Raw genomic sequence first — 19,558 nt, forward strand, 5'->3', positions numbered from 1 at the left:
TTACCGAGGGGGAGTCAGAGTTGGGCGCCGAGCTTGAACTCGCCCTTCTTCCACTCGGGCATCTCCTCGGTGTCCTCCTTGCGGGTGTAGGAGAAGCCGTCCGCGCCGATGGTGACAGCGAGTTCGGAGTCGTCGGTGCGGGCGATGACGGGTTGTGGGTTTCCGTCGAGATCGAGCACGAGGGAGGCGTCGGTGTACCAGCTGGGGACTACCGGAGTGCCCCACCAGTCGCGGCGCTGGTTGTCGTGGACGTCCCAGGTGACGACCGGGTTGTCGGGGTCGCCGGTGTAGTAGTCCTGTGTGTAGATCTCCACGCGGTGACCGTCCGGGTCGCGCAGGTAGAGGTAGAAGGCGTTGGAGACGCCGTGCCGACCGGGGCCGCGTTCTATGTGGTCGGACATCCGCAGTGCGCCGAGCTTGTCGCAGATGGCGATGATGTTGTGCTTCTCGTGTGTCGCGAAGGCGACGTGGTGCATGCGGGGTCCGTCGCCGCCGGTCATCGCGGTGTCGTGGACGGTGGATTTGCGACGCATCCACGCGGCGTACGTGGTTCCGGCCTCGTCCTGGATGTCCTCGGTGACGCGGAATCCGAGGTCCTCCATGTAGCCGACGGCGCGGGGGACGTCGGGAGTGACCTGGTTGAAGTGGTCGAGCCGGACGAGAGCGCCGGGGGTGTAGAGGTGGTAGTGCCACGCGAGGCGCTCGACATGCTCGACGTCGTGGAAGAACTCGTACGGGAAGCCGAGCGGATCTTCGACGCGTACGGAGTCGCCGATACCTGTGTTGTAGCCGTGCGGGTTTCGTTCCACACGGCAACCGAGTTCGGTGTAGAAGGCGACGGCCTTGTCGAGGTCCTCGGGACTGCGGACGCGGTAGGAGAATGCGGCGACACCGGCGACCGGGCCTTTGCGCAGGACGAGGTTGTGGTGGATGAACTCCTCGAACGAGCGGAGGTAGACGGCGTTCTCGTCCTCGGCGGTGACGACGAGGTCGAGCACGTCGACGTAGAAGTTGCGCGAACGCTGGAGGTCGGTGACGACGAGCTCCATGTACGCGCAGCGAAGGACGTCCGGGGGAGTGGCCTGCGGGGTGGTGACGGGGTTCGTCGAGCGGACGGGGCTGGTCGATGTCACGACGGGCTTCGTTGAGTCAGGGGTGAGAGTCATGTCGAGGTCCTAGGGAGGGAGGAGTGAGGTCAGTGGTGGTCTGCGTCGGCTTTGCCGAAGGTGGGGTTGTGCACCTCGCCGAGCGTGATGTGCACTGCCTGCTGCTGGGTGTAGAAGTCGATGGAGCGGTAGCCTCCCTCATGGCCCAGTCCGGATGCCTTGACGCCGCCGAAGGGGGTTCGAAGGTCGCGCACATTGTTCGAGTTCAGCCAGACCATGCCGGCCTCGATCGCCTGGGCGAAGTTGTGTGAACGCTTCAGGTCGTTCGTCCAGACATAGGCGGCCAGGCCGTATTTGACGCCGTTGGCCAGTGCGAGTGCTTCGTCGTCGGTGTCGAACGGGGTGATGGCCACGACGGGTCCGAAGATCTCCTCCTGGAAGATGCGGGCGTCCGGTGCGACGTCGGCGAAGACGGTGGGTGTGACGAAGTTGCCGTGCGCGAAGCCCTCGGCCCGGCCGCCGCCGGCGACGAGTCGGGCCTCGGACTTGCCGATCTCGATGTAGCTCATGACCTTGTCGTAGTGCTCGGGGTGCACGAGGGCGCCGACTTCGGTCGCGGGTTCGTGCGGGTAGCCGACTTTCACGCGCTTCGCCTGTGCTGCATAGCGTTCGACGAACTCGTCGTAGATGGACCGCTCGACAAGGATGCGGCTGCCGGCGGTGCAACGTTCACCGTTGAGGGAGAACACGCCGAAGATGGTGGCGTCGACGGCGGCCTCGAGGTCGGCGTCGGCGAAGACGATGGCGGGGCTTTTGCCGCCCAGTTCCATCGACAGGCCTTTGAGGAACGGTGCGGCGTTGCCGAAGATGAGTTGGCCCGTGCTCGATTCGCCGGTGAACGAGATCAGTGGCACGTCGGGGTGCTTGACGAGGGCGTCGCCGGCGTCCTCGCCGAGGCCGTTGACGAGGTTGAACACACCGTCGGGTAGTCCGGCTTCTTCGAAGATGCCGGCCCAGAGCGATGCCGAGAGTGGAGTGAATTCCGCGGGCTTGAGCACGACGGTGTTGCCGGTGGCCAGGGCAGGGCCCAGCTTCCACGATTCGAGCATGAACGGGGTGTTCCACGGCGTGATCAGGCCGGCGACTCCGATGGGTGTGCGGTTGACGTAGTTGATCTGCCGCCCGGGCACCTTGTAGGTGTCGTCCGCCTGCGCCACGATCAGGTCGGCGAAGAAGCGGAAGTTCTCCGCTGCGCGTCGCGCCTGGCCGAGTGCCTGGGTGATCGGCAGTCCGGAGTCGAACGATTCGAGTTCCGCCAGACGTGCGTCGCGGGACTCGACGATGTCGGCGATGCGGTGCAGAATCCGCGAGCGCTCGCGCGGCAGCATCGTCGGCCACGGGCCGTCGGTGAAGGCGGTGCGGGCGGCAGCGACAGCGAGATCGATGTCGGCTTTCTTGCCGGCCGCGGCCTGCAGGTAGACCTCGTTCGACACCGGGTCGAGGACGCCGAAGGTGTCGCCGTCGACCGAGTCGACGAATTGTCCGCCGATGTAGTGCTGAATGCGGGTGGGAAGGTCTGCGGGGACGTGGCGCTGGGCGATGTCGGACACGGTGTCGGTCATGGGATCTCCGTTCGGAAGGGTTTTCGGTTCGGATCAGAAGTCGGGCAGGCCGAGGTTCTCACCGGGATGTTCGTGGGTCAGGTAGGCGTCGAGGGTGGCGGAGCGGTGCCGACGGGCGGCGTCCTCGATGCGCGAGAGCGGCGCGCTCGTCTCGATGAGCGCGACGATGTCCTCGTGTTCGGAGACGGATTCGCGGGCTCGACCGGGCACGAAGGTGAACGTCGAGGCGCGCAGATGTCCGAGTCGGCCCCATTCGGCGTCGACCAGGGCCGCCAGCCGCGGGTTGGGGCACTTGGCGAACAGGATGGAGTGGAACTCCTGGTTCAGGGTGGTGAAGAGGCGGGGTTCGAAGTCGCTGAGGGACTCGATCATTCGTTCGTTGACCGAGCGGGCGCGTCGGATGTCGTCGTCGGAGAGTCGGCGTGCGGCCATCGCTGTCGCAGCACCTTCGAGCACGCTCAGCGCCTGCATGCTGTACCGGTACTGGGAGTCGTCGACCATCGAGACGTGTGCTCCGACATTGCGTTCGAATGTCACGAGCCCTTCCGCCTCGAGTTGCCGGATGGCTTCACGTACCGGAACCACGCTCATGTCGAGGTCCTTGGCGATGGAACCGAGGACGAGCCGGTATCCGGGCGTGTACTCCTGCCGCGCGATCCGGTCCTTGACGAAGTGGTAGGCGAGTTGTGACTTGCTCCGGGTCACCGGTTGTCCTGACGCCATTGCTCGTACCGTCCTTTCCATTCGGAGTTGGGCGGGAACAGCCCGTCGACAGCGTGACCGTCGGCGACCTGCTCGGCAATCCAGGCATCCTGATCCTCCTGGAGAAGTGCGGCATCGACGACTTCTTCCACGAGATGTGGAGGGATGACGATGACCCCGTCGTTGTCGCCGACGATGACGTCTCCGGGCTGCACTGTCGTGCCGCCGCAGGCGATGGTGATGTCGTGGTCCCACGGAACGTGACGTCGTCCGAGGACGGCGGGGTGCACGCCGGAGGAGAAGACAGCGAGGCCGGTGTCGGCGACGGCGTCGCGGTCTCGGACGCCGCCGTCGGTGACGACTCCGGCTGCGCCGCGGGCGCGCGCACGTAGCGCAAGGATGTCACCGAGGGTTCCGGAACCCTTCTCCCCGCGTGCCTCGATGACGATGACCTCGCCCGACTCGACGGCATCGAAGGTGCGCTTCTGGGCGTTGTATCCGCCGCCGTGCGAGTCGAACAGGTCTTCGCGGTTGGGCACGAATCGGAGGGTTCTGGCGGTCCCGACCAGCTTGACCCCGGCGGTCAACGGCGTGACGCCGTCGATCGTCACGTTGTTCAGGCCGCGCTTGCGGAGTTGCTGGGAGAGACCGGCGACGGGTACCTGAATCAGCTTGGCGCGCAGCGCGTCAGTGAGTTCGAAGGCGGGTGCGGGCTGCTGCAGGCCGGCGGCCTCGGTCGACCCCCACGCCTCGCTCCTCTGGACGTCGTCGACGGCGGGCATCGATCCCAGACTCTCGTCGAACGGCGTGCTGCCCTGCACGACGGTGGTGGTCAGCCGGCCGGAGCTCGGCACGGTGGGGGAGTCCGGAGCGTCGACCTCGATCTCGACCACATCGCCGGGGACGACGACGGAGGAGCCCGCGGGTGTTCCGGTGAGGACGACGTCGCCGGGTTCGAGGGTGAGGTGTTGCGAGAGGTCGGCAACGAGTTGGGCGATCGGGAAGATCATGCCGGCGGTCGTGTCCGTCTGCGCCAGGGAACCGTTGACCCAGGTGCGAATGCGAAGGGCTGCCGGGTCGACTCGGCGCGCGTCGATGACCCGTGGGCCGAGCGGAGTGAAGCCGTCACCGCCCTTCGAGCGGAGATTGGATCCCTTGTCGTTCGCGCGCAGGTCGTAGAGTCCGAAGTCGTTCGCTGCGGTCACCCCACTGACATGGCTCCAGGCGTCGTCGACGCCTACTCGGCGCGCCGCGGTACCGATGATCACCGCGATCTCGCCTTCGAAGGCCAACAACTCTGTGCCACCGGGCCGTTCGACGGTACCGCCGGTCGTCGACACCGAGCTCGACGGCTTGAGAAAGTAGGACGGGTGCGCGGGCCGTCGGCCCCGTTGATCGGCTCGCGATGCGTAGCTGAGGTGGACGGCGATGATCTTCCCCGGCCGCTTCGGTGCTTCCACGGAATTCGTGGAGTCCGGCGCTACATCGGTGGTCATGAGGTCTCCTGCATCCGGTGGGCCTTGCATCGTATTTCAAATCATATACGATGAGTGACGCAGATCGCAATGGATCCCCCTCGAGTCCATCGGCACACGGGGTGCGGGACAACCTAGGAGCCAGCAATGAGCGCACCTCACCGACCGGGTCACCCTGGTCCCATCACCGACAGGGAACGTCGACGCGTCGTCTTCGCGGCCGTCGTCGGCACCACAGTCGAGTGGTACGACTTCTTCGTCTACGCCGCGGCGGCGGGACTGGTGTTCGGGCAGTTGTTCTTTCAACCGGCGGGAGAGGGCGTGGCGACCATCCTCTCCTTCCTCACCGTCGGCATCAGCTTTCTCTTCCGGCCCCTCGGCGCCTTCCTGGCAGGGCACTACGGTGACCGATACGGACGCCGTGTCGTCCTGATGGTCACGCTGGTGCTGATGGGGGTGGCCACGACGTTCGTGGGACTCCTCCCCACCTACGCCGCCATCGGCGTCGCCGCGCCGGTCATGCTGATCGTGCTGCGGATCCTGCAGGGCATCTCCGCCGGCGGTGAATGGGGCGGCGCTGTCCTCATGGCCGCCGAGCACGCTCCGAACGACAAACGTGGTGTCTATGCGGCTGCCCCACAGGTCGGCGTCCCCCTGGGGCTGCTGCTCGCCTCGGGTGTCATGGCGCTCATGACTGTCGTCGCTCCCGGTGAGAAGTTCCTGCAATGGGGATGGCGGGTGCCGTTCCTGCTCTCTGTCGTGCTGATCCTGATCGGGCACTACATTCGCCGGCGGGTGGAGGAGAGTCCGGTGTTCCTCGAGATCGCCGATCGGAAGGAGCAGACGAAGACGCCGGTCGTGGAGTTGTTCCGTCACCATTGGAAGCTCGTCATCGTTGCAGCGCTTGTGTTCTCGGGGAACAGTGCCGTGGGTTACATGACCACGGGCGGCTACATCCAGAACTATGCGACGAATTCCGACGGCCCCGTCGGGCTCGACCGCGGGCCCGTGCTGTGGGCGGTCGCGGGGTCGGCCGTCACCTGGCTGATCTTCACGTGGATCGGCGCGGCCGTGAGTGACCGCATCGGACGCCGCTCGACGTACCTGATCGGGTGGGTCCTTCTGCTCGGTGCCCTCGTACCGCTCTTCGCGCTGGTCAACACGGCGAACGTCTGGGTGCTGTTCCTCGGGCTGATGTTGCTGACGGTCGGCCTCGGCTTCACCTACGGCCCACAGGCGGCCCTGTACGCCGAGCTCTTCCCCGCCTCCGTGCGATTCTCCGGTGTCTCGATCTCCTACGCGATCGGTGCGATCCTCGGCGGGGCCTTCGCACCCATGATTGCCGCTGCGCTCGTGCGCGTCACCGGTACGACCACCGCGGTGACGGTGTACCTCGTCGCGGTGGTGCTCGTCAGCGTCCTCGCGACCCTGATGCTGCGCGATCGCAGCGGAATACCCCTCGGTCCCGACCACGAGGCCGAACAATCTGTGAGTCCGATCAGAACAACGGCAAAGGTCTGACATGCAATTTCACCATCACGGATACGTCTCCGGCGACCCTCGCGTCCAGTCCGCCGCGGGCGTCGGAGTGAATCGACCCGACGAGCTGCCCGACGAGGTCGACGTTCTCATCGTCGGAACGGGACCGGCCGGCATGATGACCGCCGCCCAGCTCTCGCAGTTCCCCGGTGTCACCACCCGCATCGTCGAGAAGCGCAACGGCCGACTGGCCATCGGACAGGCCGACGGCATCCAGGCTCGAAGTGTGGAGACCTTCCAGGCGTTCGGCTTCGCCGACCGGATCACTGCCGAGGCGTACCGCATCACCGAGATGGCGTTCTGGAAGCCGGACCCGCAGGACCCGTCGCGCATCGTGCGCACTGCGCGGACACCGGACGACGCCGTCGGCATCAGCGAGTTCCCGCATCTGATCGTCAATCAGGCACGAGTCCTGGACTATTTCGCCGAATTCATGGCGAACGCCCCCACCCGGATGCGACCCGACTTCGGATACGAGTTCCGCACTCTCGAGATCGGTGAGGGCGACTACCCGGTAGCCGTCACCCTGGTCCACACCGGCGGGGAGCACGCCGGCCAGGAACGCATCGTGCATGCCAAATACGTCGTGGGTTCCGACGGCGCCCGCAGCGCCGTGCGCGACACCATCGGGTGCAGACCGGTCGGCGACAAGGCCTTCCACGCGTGGGGTGTGATGGACGTGCTCGCCGTCACCGACTTTCCCGACATCCGCACCAAGTGCGCCATTCAGTCCGGCTCCGGCGGCAGCATCCTGCACATTCCTCGCGAGGGCGGGCACCTGTTCCGCATGTACGTCGACCTCGGCGAGGTTGCGCCGGACGACAACGGCAATGTCCGCACCACCAGCATCGAGCAGATCATCGCGCAGGCCAACGAGATCCTGCACCCGTACACACTCGATGTCCGAGATGTGGCGTGGCACAGCGTCTACGAGGTGGGGCACCGTGTCACCGACCGGTTCGACGACGTGCCCGCCGACGAGGTGGGTCATCGCACCCCGCGCGTGTTCATCACGGGGGACGCCTGCCATACCCACAGTGCCAAAGCAGGGCAGGGCATGAACGTGTCCATGCAGGACGGGTTCAATCTCGCGTGGAAACTCGGCCATGTCCTCGAGGGCCGCAGTCCGGAGTCGTTGCTCTCGACGTACACCGCCGAACGGCAGGTCATCGCCCAGAACCTCATCGACTTCGACAAGCAATGGTCGTCGATGATGGCCACCCGCCCCGAGGACTTCGACAATCCGTCGGAGCTCGAGGAGTTCTACGTCAAGACAGCGGAGTTTCCGGCGGGCTTCATGACCGAGTACGCACCGTCGATGATCGTCGGAGACGCCGAGCATCAGCATCGTGCATCCGGGTTCCCGGTCGGCAAGCGTTTCAAGTCGGTGCAGGTGAGCAGGGTCTGCGACGGGAATCCCGTCCATCTCGGCCACCAGCATCGTGCGGACGGACGATGGCGCATCTACGTTTTTGCCGATGCCGCCGGCAGCGCCGGTCCCGCGGTGTCACGCCTCGCGTCGTGGCTCGTCGAGTCCCCGGACTCGCCGGTCGTGCGCTACACGCCGCCCGGCCACGATGTGAACAGCATGTTCGACATCAAGGTCGTCCACCAGCAGCCGCATGTCGACATCGACTTGGGAGAAGTGTCGGCGGCGTTCCTGCCCACGGTGGGGCGCTTCGAGCTGACCGACTACGAGAACGTGTTCGCCGCAGGGCCCGAGACGGACATCTTCGACGAGCGCGGCATCGACCGTGACGGCGCCGTGGTGGTGGTACGTCCCGATCAGTATGTGGCGCAGGTTCTGCCGCTCGAGGCCACCGCAGCTCTGGCGAGCTTCTTCGCCGCCATCATGATCGCGCAGCCGAAGGCCGCGCAGACGGAGGAACTGGTATGACGATCACCGAGCAGTCGCTTCTGGACTCGGTTCCCGGCGGACTCTTCATCGGCGGACAGTGGCGCCCGTCGTCGACCGGAGATGTTCTCGATGTCCGTGATCCGGCGACCGGCGACGTCATCAAGCAGATCGCTGACGCGACACCCGCGGACGGTCTCGCTGCTCTCGACGCCGCGGACACTGCGGCTGCCGCCTGGGCAGCCGCGTCGCCCCGACGCCGCGCGGACGTCCTGAGGGGTGCCTTCGACCTGCTGCAGGAACGCAAGGAGGACGCCGCGTTGCTCATGACGCTCGAGATGGGCAAGCCCCTGGCCGAGGCGCGCGGCGAGGTGGCCTACGGCGGCGAGTTCCTACGCTGGTTCAGCGAGGAAGCCACCCGCATCCAAGGGCGTTACGGGCCCAACCCGGAGAACACCGGACGCATGATCGTCACCCAGCACCCGGTGGGGCCCTGTTTCCTCATCACGCCGTGGAACTTTCCTCTGGCGATGGCCACTCGGAAGATCGCTCCCGCACTGGCCGCCGGGTGCACGATGGTGGTCAAGCCCGCGGCTCTGACGCCGTTGACCACCTTGTTCCTGGTGGCACTGTTGGAGGAGGCGGGCCTGCCCGCGGGGGTGGTCAACGTGGTGACGACGTCGTCGTCGTCGGCGCTGTCCGAACCGATCATCACCGACCCCCGGTTGCGCAAGGTCTCGTTCACCGGGTCCACCCCGGTCGGGCAGTCCCTGTTGCGGCAAGCTGCCGACGGGGTGCTGCGCACCTCGATGGAACTCGGCGGCAACGCACCGTTCGTCGTGTTCGACGACGCCGACCTGGACAAGGCCGTCGACGGCGCGATGGCTGCGAAGTTCCGCAACATCGGGCAGGCGTGCACTGCCGCCAACCGGTTCATCGTGCACTCGTCCGTCGCGGGGGAGTTCGCTCGGCGGGTCACCGACCGTGTCGAGCAGTTCGTCGTCGGACGCGGAACCGATCCCGACGTGACCATCGGTCCCCTCATCGACGAGAAGGCCGTCGCCAAGACGGACGAGTTGGTGGCCGATGCCGTCTCGCGTGGTGCGGCCGTCACCACCGGTGGACAGCGCATCGACGGTCCGGGGACGTTCTACGCTCCCACGGTGCTCACGGGTGTGACCGCCGGCAGCGCCGTGCTGCGGGAGGAGATCTTCGGGCCCGTTCTCGCTGTCGCCACCTTCGATTCCGAGGATGAGGCGGTGCGGTTGGCGAATGACACCGAGTACGGCCTGGTGTCCTACGTCTACACCGAGAGCCTGTCCCGTGGTCAGCGAATGATCGAACGCCTGCACACCGGGATGATGGGACTCAACGTGGGCGTTGTGTCCAACGCTGCAGCGCCGTTCGGAGGCTGGAAGATGTCCGGCCTGGGGCGCGAGGGCGGGACCGAGGGCATCCACGAGTACCTGCAGACGAAGTACACGCTGACGCCATCACCGTTCCTTCCTGCATGATCGTCCGGTTCGGGTCTGTCGGAGCGAGTGCTCGAGCACGCTCCACTGGTGTTCGGGCGTCATGGATTCCGGTGCCAGGCTCGCCGTCACCTGGAACCCCATGAGAACGGTCAGCACGTTGTCCGCCGCCACGGGGAGGTCGATCGAGTCGATCTCCCCGTCGGTGACGGCGTCCTTGAGGTGGCGCTCGATGAGGCGGCGCCACTCGTCCCACGCGGCGGTACTGGCGGCCCGCGTGTCCTCGTCGTACATCGCCCGCTGCCACAGTGCGGTGGCGATCCGTGCTTCGAGCAGGGACTCCTCGGTGACGGGCATGATCTCTCCGCACACCGCTCGCAAAGCAGACAACCCGCGGGCGTCACCCGAGGCGCGGACGATCCGTTCGTTCGTCGCGGCGAACACGAGTTCGTGTGCGGCGCGGAGAAGCGCGTCCTTGTCGGCGAAGTAGTACGCGAGTACGCCGTTCGCGTAACCGGCCTCCTCGGCGATCGCTCGCATGCTCAATGCGGCCATCCCGCGAGTCGCCAACAGGCGCCAGACGACGTCGATGATCTCTCGGCGGCGCTGGTCGTGATCCACCACCTTGGGCACGGTCCTCACTCCTCTCGTGTCCGGCGTACCACCATCCTTCCCGACGGCCTCCGGTGCCGGGCCACCGACTCGTGACATCACGACAACATTGCCGAAACACAGTTCGGCCATTATTCCCTACAACCGTAGGAAAAACGGTTACCGTTGCCGCACAACGACGATTGGAGAATCGCATGTCGATCGGTCCCGTCACTGTCGACCACCCGCTGTCCCTGGCCACGGCCGAGGAGATCGCATCGGTCCGTGACATCCTCGCCTCCGCGGACCTGCTCACGCCTCGCACCCGCTTCGTCTACGTGGGCCTGGTCGAGCCCGACAAGTCGGCACTACGAGACAGCGATGCCCTGCCGGACCGTCGGTACCGGGCGATGCTGCTCGATCCCACCATTCCTCGATCGATCGATGCGGTCGTCTCGGTGACGCACGCTCGACTGATCTCGCACCAGGAGCTCGACACCGCGACCGCCGGGCAGCTTCCCGTGCTCGACGAGGAGTTCGACCTCGTCGAGGCGCTGCTCGCGAACGACGAGCGATGGTTGACGGCATTGGGCGCACGCGACGTCGATGTCGCCCAGGTCCGTGTCGCGCCCCTGTCCGCCGGAGTGTTCGACTATCCCGGCGAGGAGGGCAAGCGCATCCTGCGCGGCCTGGCCTTCCTGCAGACGCACCCCGGCGACCACCCCTGGGCCCACCCCATCGATGGGCTCGTAGCCTTCGTCGACGTCGCTGCCCGCGAGGTTCTGCAGGTGCACGACCACGGGGCGGTGCCGATCCCCATGGAATCAGGCAACTTCGACGATCCCGACGTCACCGGGCCGGCGCGCACCACGCAGAAGCCGATCGAAATCACCCAGCCCGAGGGGCCCAGTTTCACCGTGACCGGCAACCTCGTCGAGTGGGAGAAATGGTCGCTCCGTATCGGATTCGACGCTCGTGAGGGTCTGACGCTGCACCAGATCGGCTTCACCGACGGCGGTCGGGTGCGGCCCATCGTCCACCGGGCCTCGATCGCCGAGATGGTCGTTCCGTACGGAGACCCGTCACCGGTACGGAGCTGGCAGAACTACTTCGACACCGGCGAATACCTCGTGGGCCGCTACGCCAACGCACTCGAACTCGGCTGCGACTGCGTCGGCGACATCACCTACTTCGACGCTGTCGTCGCCGACGAGCTCGGCAACGCTCGCACCCTGCGCAATGCCATCTGTATGCACGAGGAGGACTTCGGCATCCTGTGGAAGCACACCGACCAGTGGGCGGGATCGAGCGAAACAAGACGTCAACGGCGACTGGTGATCTCGTTCTTCACCACCATCGGCAATTACGACTACGGGTTCTTCTGGTACCTCTACCTCGACGGAACCATCGAGTTCGAGGTCAAGGCCACAGGAATCGTCTTCACCTCGGCTCACGCCGGCGGCGACTACCCCTACGGCTCGGAGATCGCGCCCGGACTCGGCGCTCCCTACCACCAGCACCTGTTCAGTGCACGCCTGGACATGACCGTCGACGGCGACCGCAACAGCGTCGAGGAGATCGAGGCCGCCCGCGTTCCCATCAGCGCACAGAACCCGCACGGAAACGCCTTCACTCTGCAAAAAACGTTGTTGCGCAATGAGACAGAGGCGCAACGCCTGGCCGACAACTCAGTGGGACGGCTCTGGCACATCGTCAATCCCGGTGTGACGAACCGCCTCGGACACCCCGTGGCCTACGCACTGTTCCCCGAGGGGAAGCCCACGCTGCTCGCCGACCCGAGCTCCTCGGTGGCAGCCCGTGCCGCGTTCGCCACGAAGCACCTGTGGGTCACCCGGTACGACCCGGCGGAGATGTACGCCTCAGGTGACTTCGTCAACCAGCACCCCGGCGGCTCAGGGCTTCCCGCCTATGTCGCCGGCAATCGCACTGTGGAGAACGACGACATCGTTCTCTGGCACACCTTCGGGCTCACGCACTTTCCTCGACCGGAGGACTGGCCGATCATGCCCGTCGACTACACCGGTTTCACGCTCAAGCCCGTCGGCTTCTTCGACCGCAACCCCACTCTCGACGTCCCCGCTTCCGGAAAACACTGCCACGGCTGACATCTCGACAATCCCGCTCGCCACCCTCTCCCACACGGAGCCATCATGACCACTGACCGTCCCACGACCGACACACCCGCTCACGACCACCGGTTACGCCGAGGATCTCTCGGCACACTCGGTGTCACCTTCTTCGTCATCTCGGCGGCCGCGCCACTGACCGCCATGGCAGGAGGAGCGCCCGTGGCGATGCTTCTCGGTAACGGGCCGGGGGTGCCTGGCGCCTACGTCCTCGCCGCGGTCACCCTGCTGGTGTTCGCGATCGGTTACACCGCTATGGCCCGCCATCACACCAGTACCGGTGCGTTCTACTCCTATGTCACCAGAGGGCTGCGTCAGCAATTCGGCGGGGCAGCAGCGTATCTGGCGCTGATCAGCTACAACGCCATGCAGATCGGCCTGTGGGGACTGTTCGGCGCCGCCACCAGTGGGTTCGTCACCGACGAGTTCGGCGTCACCATCGAGTGGTGGGTATACGTGCTCATCGGGATCGCAGCGGTCGCGGTACTCGGATATCGGCAGATCGATCTCTCGGTGAAGGTGCTGTCGGTGCTCGTCGCCGCGGAGTTCCTGGTCGTCCTCGGCCTCGCGATCGTCATCGCGATCAAGGGCGCCGACTACGGCGCCGCGCCCCTCGAGATCACCCCGCTCACGCCGGGCGCACTGACCAGTGGCTCGCTGCCCATCGCGCTGCTGTTCTGCTTCGCGTCCTTCGTCGGTTTCGAGGCCACCGCCATCTACAGCGAAGAGGCGAAGGACCCTGCACGCACCGTTCCTCGCGCGACGTTCCTGTCCGTGGTCACCATCGGGTCCGTGTACGCCGTCGTGACGTTCCTGATGGTCAACGGTGCGGGATCGGCGAACATCCCCGATGCCGTGGCGAAGCTGGCGGATCCGACGACGTTCATCTTCGAACTGTCGAACGGCTACATCGGACCCTGGTACACGACCATCATGCGCGCACTGTTCGTGACCAGTGTGTTCGCCGCGGTGCTGGCCTTTCACAACGCCGTGGCGCGGTATACCTACGCCCTGGGGCGCGAGGGGCTGCTGCCCGATCGCGCCGGCAGAACCCATGCGCGCCATCGCAGTCCGCACGTCGGATCGCTGGCGCAGTCCGTCCTGGCTGTCCTGATCGTGGTTCTGTTCGCTCTCACGGCGAAGGACCCCGTGCTCGCCCTGTTCACGTGGTTGACCAACCTGGGCACGCTCGGAGTCATCGCCCTGATGGCCGCGTCGTCTTTCGCCATCGTGGCGTTCTTCGCTCGCCACCGCGAACTCGACCGCAACGTTCTCCGCACCGTGGTGGCGCCGATCATCGCCGGCATCGCGCTGCTCGGCATCCTCGCGTACGCCGTCGCCAACTTCGAGCTCCTCATCAGCTCGGGTGGCGCTCTCGTCTGGGTGCTGCCCGGTCTGCTCGTGCTCGTCGCACTGCTCGGTGTAGGGGCGTCGTTCGTCCTGAAGTCGAAGTCCCGTCGGCGATACGCCGACATGGGTCGGCACCGAGAATGACGATGTCGGCCGTCCACCCGGCGTCCTACTCGAGCGGCGACGCGGCGCTGGACAGCACGGGCTACAGGGTCGCCGCTGTTGTTGCGGTGCTCGTCGCGTCCGTATCCGCGGCGGCGCATCTCGTGCCGTCGGGGCACTCCGGGGCCACCGCACTCACATCGATCATGGCGGCTGGTTGCATGGTGTGCGGAGTGCACGTGTGTCGACGGCCGTCGATCGGCGCGTGGGTCGTCACCGCGCTGATGTCGACTGTGATGATCGCTGTGCACCTGGCGACGATGGACGGCCGCGTAGGGGTAGGGCACGCCCATCATGAAGTCTCGGTTCCCGTGAACGGAGCGTCCACGGCCATGCATCTGCCGGTCTACCTCGGAGCGCTGGAGCTCATCGTGTCGGGGTCGGTGGTGTGGATCGCGACGCAGTCCCGGAGACCGGGGATCCTCAGCGAAAGTTCGTCGACACAGTGGCGCGGCACGACTAATGCCTTGGGACCGCCGAGCTCGTCGACGACGGGGTTCTCGGTGTGCGGTTCTTACATTCACAGGGGCGCGTAGCCAGACCATCGTGATACCCGGCTCGCAGTCGCATTGTCGCCACTCATTGAAACACGCTGCACAGCAGAGAGATAATCACTCCGTCGCGTGCGAAGCCAGTGATTCTCACTGCTGTGACAGTGTCACGAATCAGGTCGTCGAACCTCCGCGTCTCGGCCGCGGAGTAGTTCCGTGCCGTTTTCGATTGTGCTTGTCAGCGCAGGACTCGCTTGTGAGCCGAGTCACGCACTGCTACGGTATTACCACCCATCGGGAACTGTGTTACTGATTATTAGGAACACAATCTCGCCATCCCCGAGTCGGAGCAACGCGCATGCCCGACTACGACTCATGCAGGAGAGCCGTGACTCAGTACGAAATCGCCGTCATCCCGGGCGATGGCATCGGGACCGAAGTCGTCGAGGCCGCAATGGCGGTGCTGAAGCATTGCGAGACCTCCCGCGGGATAGATCTGAACTACACCTTTCATGATTTCAGTGCGGACCTCTACCGTCGCACCGGTCGTAGAATGACCGAAGCCGACATGGACGAGATCGGAAAAGCGGACGCAGTCCTGTTCGGCGCGATGGGATTGCCGGATGTGCGCGATGCGAACGGGCTCGAACTCGGTGCGCAGGTCGACATGCGTGCGCACTACGGGCTGTTCTCGAGCCTCCGTCCGGTTCGTCTCCACGCGGGAGTCCACAGCCCAGTGAAGGCAGACCACATCGACATGCTCGTCATTCGGGAGACATCGGAAGGTATGTTCGCCGGCTTGTCCGATTTCCACGAGCCGAGCGACGATGAAGCAAGTGACCGCATGACCATCACACGGCGAACATGCGAGAAACTGTTCGGCGTGGCATTCGACCAGGCCCGAGCACGCCACACTCGGGGCACACCGGGGCACGTGACGTTGTTGCACAAGTCGAACGCCCTGCGCAGCAACGTCCTGATGGAAAAAGTGTTCGACGAGGTCGCCGCCGAGAACCCCGACGTGGCGACCGCGAAGTTGTACATCGACGCCGGATCCATGCTCATGGTCACCGAACCGGAGCGTTTCGATGTCGTGGTGACCGAGAACATCTTCGGAGACATCGTCTCGGAGATCGCGGCGGGCCTCGTCGGAGGACTCGGTGTCGCACCCTCTGCCGACATAAGTCGCGAGCGCGGGGTTTTTCAACCGTCACACGGTAGCGCGCCCGACATCGCGGGCAAAGGCATTGCCAATCCGATAGCGATGATTCTCTCCGCCGCGATGATGCTCCAGTGGATCGGCGAGAAGAACGACGACGGCCGCTGCCTGTCGGCCGCACGTGACATCGATGACGCCGTCGAATCGACGCTCGCGTCGGGCCCTCTGGCGAGGGACCTCGGCGGAACGGCGAGCACGCAGGAAGTAGTGGACGCAGTCATCGGCGCCCTACCCCGGTAGGTGCGTGCAACGCTGCTCGCTCCTCGAGTACACGGACCGATCACGACACCAATGCTCGAGGTTTGCCCATCGGCATCCGACCGGGCACCACACACGGAAAGCAACCCATGTCCCTGAAAGTTCTGTTTCTCAACCCCTTGCCGGACTACGTCGATCGCATCGTGAGCTCTGCACCGGCCGGCTTCGATGTGACGATCATGTCGTTGGACTCCGGTCTGTCGGCCATGTGTGCCGAGGCGGCTGACGCGGATTTCATCATCTCCGGCGTGAACGTTCCCGAAGCGGTGTTCCGCGCCGCCGAGAAGGTCAAATTCATTCAGTACATGAGTTCCGGTTACGGGCAACTCCCGCTCGATGCCCTCAATGATCTGAAGGTGCCGGTCGCCCAGATGAAGACCCACTCCATATCAGTGGCGGAACATGCACTGACGTTGATCTTGACTGTGTTGCGTCGAATACCTGCATCGATGCAGTTCATGCGGGAGGGGAGTTGGCGTGAAGATCTGGACGAGACGTCCTATTCCGAACTTTACGGTAAGACCGTCGGGATCGTGGGCCTCGGCAACATCGGCCGCTGGGTCGGAAAGATCGTGCACCAAGGTTTCGGGGCCGACGTCGTGTTCTACGACAATGCGGAGATCCCCCTGACAGTGTCCGAACTCATTCCGGCTCGCCGTGTCGAGCTGAAGGAACTGATGTCGATGTCCGACGTCGTCTGCCTCAGTGTTCCGTTGAACGCGGAGTCCGATCAGATGATCGGGTACGAGGAACTCGCCGCGATGAAGAGCAGTGGTGTGCTGGTCAATGTCGGGCGAGGGGAAGTCGTGGACGAGACCGCCCTGATCGAACTTCTCCGTGCGGACCGAATCGCCGGTGCCGGCCTCGACGTCTACGCGAGCGAGCCACTAAGCCCGACAAGTGAATTGCTTCAACTCGATCGAGTCGTGTGCACACCCCATATGGCCGGTGTGGGCTGGGAGAACGTGCAGAGGCGAATCGCCATGGTTTGGCACAACTTCGACACTGTGCTTCGTGGCGGAACGCCCAGTGGAGTCATCACCGCGACGAAACGAGCGCCCGTCGACGTCCGTGTGTGATCGCACCGAACGGGTCCACCTATGATCGACAGCGTCCGATCGAACGCGGAGAGGTGGTGGCAAGACGACATGGCCGAAGTCGAGTCGGATTCGAGTATCACTCCGACGGTGGGAGTCCTGCCACGTGCCGCTGCGATCATCGATGCAGTGGAGATCCAACCACGTTCGACCACGGACCTGGCATGCTTATTGGGTCTGTCGTCATCCACGGTGTACCGGCTCGTGAGCGAGATGGTGCGCTACTCGTTTCTTCGACGTGCCGACGACGGATTGATTCATCCAGGAGATCGCTATACCAGCTCACTCCTGAACGACGTTGCGAAACGGGTGCTCGAGCGACTGCGCGAGGTCACCGAGGAGACCGCGCAATTGTGGGTTCCACGTGGGAACGACCGACTGTGCACCGTCAGCGTGGACTCCCGTCACGTGTTGCGGGCGGTGGGGCCGGTAGGAACTGCCGTACCGATGACTCTCGGCTCCGCGAGCCATGTCCTGTCGGGGGATCTCGATTCCGACCGCAGTGCCCGCGAGCGCGGATGGTGGGAAGCCATGGAAGAGCGGACCCCGGGACTCGGATCCGTGAGTGCACCTGTGCGAAAAGACGGGCGCATCATCGCCGCAGTATGTGTCGCCGGTCCCGTCCAGCGTATCGACACGACGCCGGGACAGATGTGGGGGAGCGCCGTGCTCGACGCCGCCCGCGACATAGAGAAGTCGCTCGCGCCCTGACGTGGTTGTCCGTCACTGCGAGCCGAGGTCCACTTCGTCCGGGGTGCACGACCCTCATCCCCTCCATGAGACCGCTGAACTCGCCACGTACCTATGGACGAGGGTGCCGCGTGCGGCGCCGCTCGCGGTGATCGCGCTCAGGGCGGAGCCGTGCGTGCTCCGATTGCAGCCGAGCTGACGGAGGCTTGCACGGGTGCTGACCCGGCCCGCCCTCATGGCCGCGCATCCGCGCGCCCGGGCAAGTCCCGAGCGCGTCGGCCACTACATCGGTCGGTGCGATCGGCGTGCTCCAGATCGGCTCTCGGCATCAGGGTCGACAGAGCGCGGTCGCGCGACCCTCTGGCACATCGAATCGGCACGCCTGGGGGAGTTGGCGTTTCCGACGTGGTCCGACCCGGGTGTACTTGCGATTGGTGATCCAGAACACTACTGTTGCTATCAATAAAGAGGAATTAATGTCTCATTTATTGAGACTGCGCTAGGTGCGAGGAAGGCAGCCACATGCAGAGCCCTGACGACCATCGCGAATCACCCTCCGATGAGGAGACGGGGAATGGTCCACTGCACGGGTTCCGCGTCATCGAGCTCGGGAATTTCATCGCCGCACCGTTCGCCAGCCGTCTCTTCGCGGACTTCGGTGCCGAGGTCGTCAAGATCGAGCGGCCGGACGGCGGGGATGAGCTGCGAGGATGGCGGCGGCACAGGGGCACCACCTCGATGATGTTCCGCACGATCGCGCGGAACAAGCAGTCGGTGACAATCGACCTCCGGGAGGACGCGGGCCGGGATCTCGCGCTACGGCTGATCGAGACCGCAGATGTCGTCGTCGAGAACTTTCGGCCGGGGACGTTGGAACGGTGGGGATTGGGGCCGGACACGCTGCAGGAACGCAATCCTCGGCTCGTCATGGTTCGCATCTCCGGGTACGGCCAGACCGGTCCGAACCGTGACCGTGCCGGGTTCGGCGGTGTCGCGGAGGCCTTCGGCGGGCTTCGACACGTGACCGGACATCCCGACCGACCGTCTGTCCGGCCGGCCGCACCCATCGGAGACGTGCTGGCTGGTCTGCACGGGGCCGTCGGAGCGCTGGTGATGCTTCTCGCTCGTGAACGCTCTGGGTCTGACCACTCCCGCCCGAAGGTGGCAGACGTCGCACTGCACGAGGCCGTATTCATGGCCATGGAGAGCCTGATACCGGATCACGATGCCTACGGCATCGTCAGGGAACGCACGGCCGGGAACCTTCCGGGTGTGGTGCCCGGTGGGGTGTACAACTGTTCGGACGGAGGCGTGGTGATCGCCGGGAATTCCAGCGGCGTCTTCGGTCGGCTCATGACCGCAGTGGGCCGACCGGATCTCGCCGCTGATCCCGACCTGGCAGACGGCAATCGCCGGTTTCACCGCGAGGCCGAACTTGACGATGCCATCACCGCATGGACCGGAAAGCGAACCGTCGCAGTGGCTGTCAAAGAACTCGGCGCCGCCGGCGTACCGGTTGGCGAGGTCTACGACGCTGCGCAGATCGCGAGCGACGCCCACTTCGAGTCCCGCGGAATGCTGCAATCGCTGAAGGTGGAGATCGACGCCGGTGTCGAGGAGGACATTCGCTTCCCCGGTGTGGTCCCACGATTCGACGACCGGGCCACCGTGGTTCGGTGGGCAGGGCCGGATCTCGGACGTCACACCGACGAGGTGTTGCGCGCAGCGCTGCACCTAGACGATCGCGAACTCGAAGAGCTGCGCGCTCGAAAGGTCATCTGA

The 19,558-nt window shown here is 65.2% G+C and carries 15 protein-coding genes; 10 read left to right on the forward strand and 5 right to left on the reverse strand.

Going from position 1 to position 19,558, the window contains the following annotated elements:
• Positions 1 to 14: 14 nt before the first annotated feature.
• Genes hpaD through OG947_RS22245 form a run of 4 tightly spaced genes read right to left on the reverse strand, consistent with a single transcriptional unit; the run spans position 15 to position 4,926 of the window.
• Positions 15 to 1,166, reverse strand: a complete 1,152-nt coding sequence (gene hpaD, locus OG947_RS22230; protein WP_328814110.1) for a 3,4-dihydroxyphenylacetate 2,3-dioxygenase — start codon at positions 1,164 to 1,166, stop codon at positions 15 to 17.
• Between the two features lie 29 nt (positions 1,167 to 1,195).
• Positions 1,196 to 2,728 carry a 5-carboxymethyl-2-hydroxymuconate semialdehyde dehydrogenase gene (hpaE, locus tag OG947_RS22235; RefSeq protein ID WP_328814112.1) on the reverse strand — a complete coding sequence of 511 codons (1,533 nt, stop codon included), beginning with the start codon at positions 2,726 to 2,728 and terminating at the stop codon, positions 1,196 to 1,198.
• Between the two features lie 33 nt (positions 2,729 to 2,761).
• Entirely contained in the window at positions 2,762 to 3,472 is a 711-nt protein-coding gene (locus tag OG947_RS22240; RefSeq protein WP_442973140.1) for a GntR family transcriptional regulator, read from the reverse strand.
• On the reverse strand, positions 3,430 to 4,926 hold the full coding sequence (locus tag OG947_RS22245) for a fumarylacetoacetate hydrolase family protein (protein WP_328814114.1): 1,497 nt from the start codon (positions 4,924 to 4,926) through the stop codon (positions 3,430 to 3,432). Before OG947_RS22245 ends, OG947_RS22240 begins: the two co-directional genes overlap by 43 nt.
• A 126-nt stretch (positions 4,927 to 5,052) precedes the next feature.
• Here OG947_RS22245 and OG947_RS22250 point away from each other — a divergent pair, with 126 nt between their 5' ends.
• The 3 genes from OG947_RS22250 to OG947_RS22260 are packed head-to-tail and all read left to right on the forward strand — an operon-like array spanning position 5,053 to position 9,813.
• The gene (locus tag OG947_RS22250; RefSeq protein WP_328814115.1) at positions 5,053 to 6,426 is read left to right on the forward strand and encodes an MFS transporter; all 1,374 of its coding nucleotides are present in this window, start codon (positions 5,053 to 5,055) and stop codon (positions 6,424 to 6,426) included.
• 1 nt (position 6,427) lies between these two features.
• The gene (locus OG947_RS22255; protein ID WP_328814116.1) at positions 6,428 to 8,341 is read left to right on the forward strand and encodes an FAD-binding monooxygenase; all 1,914 of its coding nucleotides are present in this window, start codon (positions 6,428 to 6,430) and stop codon (positions 8,339 to 8,341) included.
• A complete protein-coding gene (locus tag OG947_RS22260) occupies positions 8,338 to 9,813 on the forward strand; it encodes an NAD-dependent succinate-semialdehyde dehydrogenase (RefSeq protein WP_328814117.1) in 1,476 nt (491 codons plus the stop codon). The genes OG947_RS22255 and OG947_RS22260 overlap by 4 nt, the downstream gene beginning before the upstream one ends.
• On the opposite strand, the gene OG947_RS22265 is transcribed toward OG947_RS22260, so the two are convergent.
• Entirely contained in the window at positions 9,793 to 10,404 is a 612-nt protein-coding gene (locus OG947_RS22265) for a TetR/AcrR family transcriptional regulator (RefSeq protein WP_328814119.1), read from the reverse strand. The genes OG947_RS22260 and OG947_RS22265 overlap by 21 nt on opposite strands.
• 173 nt (positions 10,405 to 10,577) lie before the next feature.
• Between OG947_RS22265 and OG947_RS22270 the strand changes: the two genes are divergently transcribed.
• From OG947_RS22270 to OG947_RS22300, 7 genes are all read left to right on the forward strand, one after another.
• A complete protein-coding gene (locus OG947_RS22270; RefSeq protein WP_328814121.1) occupies positions 10,578 to 12,488 on the forward strand; it encodes a primary-amine oxidase in 1,911 nt (636 codons plus the stop codon).
• A 45-nt stretch (positions 12,489 to 12,533) separates the two neighbouring features.
• Positions 12,534 to 14,003, forward strand: a complete 1,470-nt coding sequence (locus OG947_RS22275) for an APC family permease (protein ID WP_328814122.1) — start codon at positions 12,534 to 12,536, stop codon at positions 14,001 to 14,003.
• Entirely contained in the window at positions 14,000 to 14,557 is a 558-nt protein-coding gene (locus OG947_RS22280; protein WP_328814123.1) for a hypothetical protein, read from the forward strand. Before OG947_RS22275 ends, OG947_RS22280 begins: the two co-directional genes overlap by 4 nt.
• A 343-nt stretch (positions 14,558 to 14,900) precedes the next feature.
• On the forward strand, positions 14,901 to 15,971 hold the full coding sequence (locus OG947_RS22285) for an isocitrate/isopropylmalate dehydrogenase family protein (protein WP_328814124.1): 1,071 nt from the start codon (positions 14,901 to 14,903) through the stop codon (positions 15,969 to 15,971).
• Between the two features lie 107 nt (positions 15,972 to 16,078).
• Positions 16,079 to 17,068 (forward strand): NAD(P)-dependent oxidoreductase, encoded by a 990-nt coding sequence (locus tag OG947_RS22290; protein WP_328814125.1) that lies wholly within the window; start codon positions 16,079 to 16,081, stop codon positions 17,066 to 17,068.
• A 21-nt stretch (positions 17,069 to 17,089) separates the two neighbouring features.
• Positions 17,090 to 17,797 carry an IclR family transcriptional regulator gene (locus OG947_RS22295; RefSeq protein ID WP_328814126.1) on the forward strand — a complete coding sequence of 236 codons (708 nt, stop codon included), beginning with the start codon at positions 17,090 to 17,092 and terminating at the stop codon, positions 17,795 to 17,797.
• Between the two features lie 501 nt (positions 17,798 to 18,298).
• Entirely contained in the window at positions 18,299 to 19,558 is a 1,260-nt protein-coding gene (locus OG947_RS22300) for a CaiB/BaiF CoA transferase family protein (protein WP_328814127.1), read from the forward strand.

Origin of the sequence: Rhodococcus sp. NBC_00297 (assembly GCF_036173065.1) — a bacterium.
GTDB lineage: Bacteria > Actinomycetota > Actinomycetes > Mycobacteriales > Mycobacteriaceae > Rhodococcoides.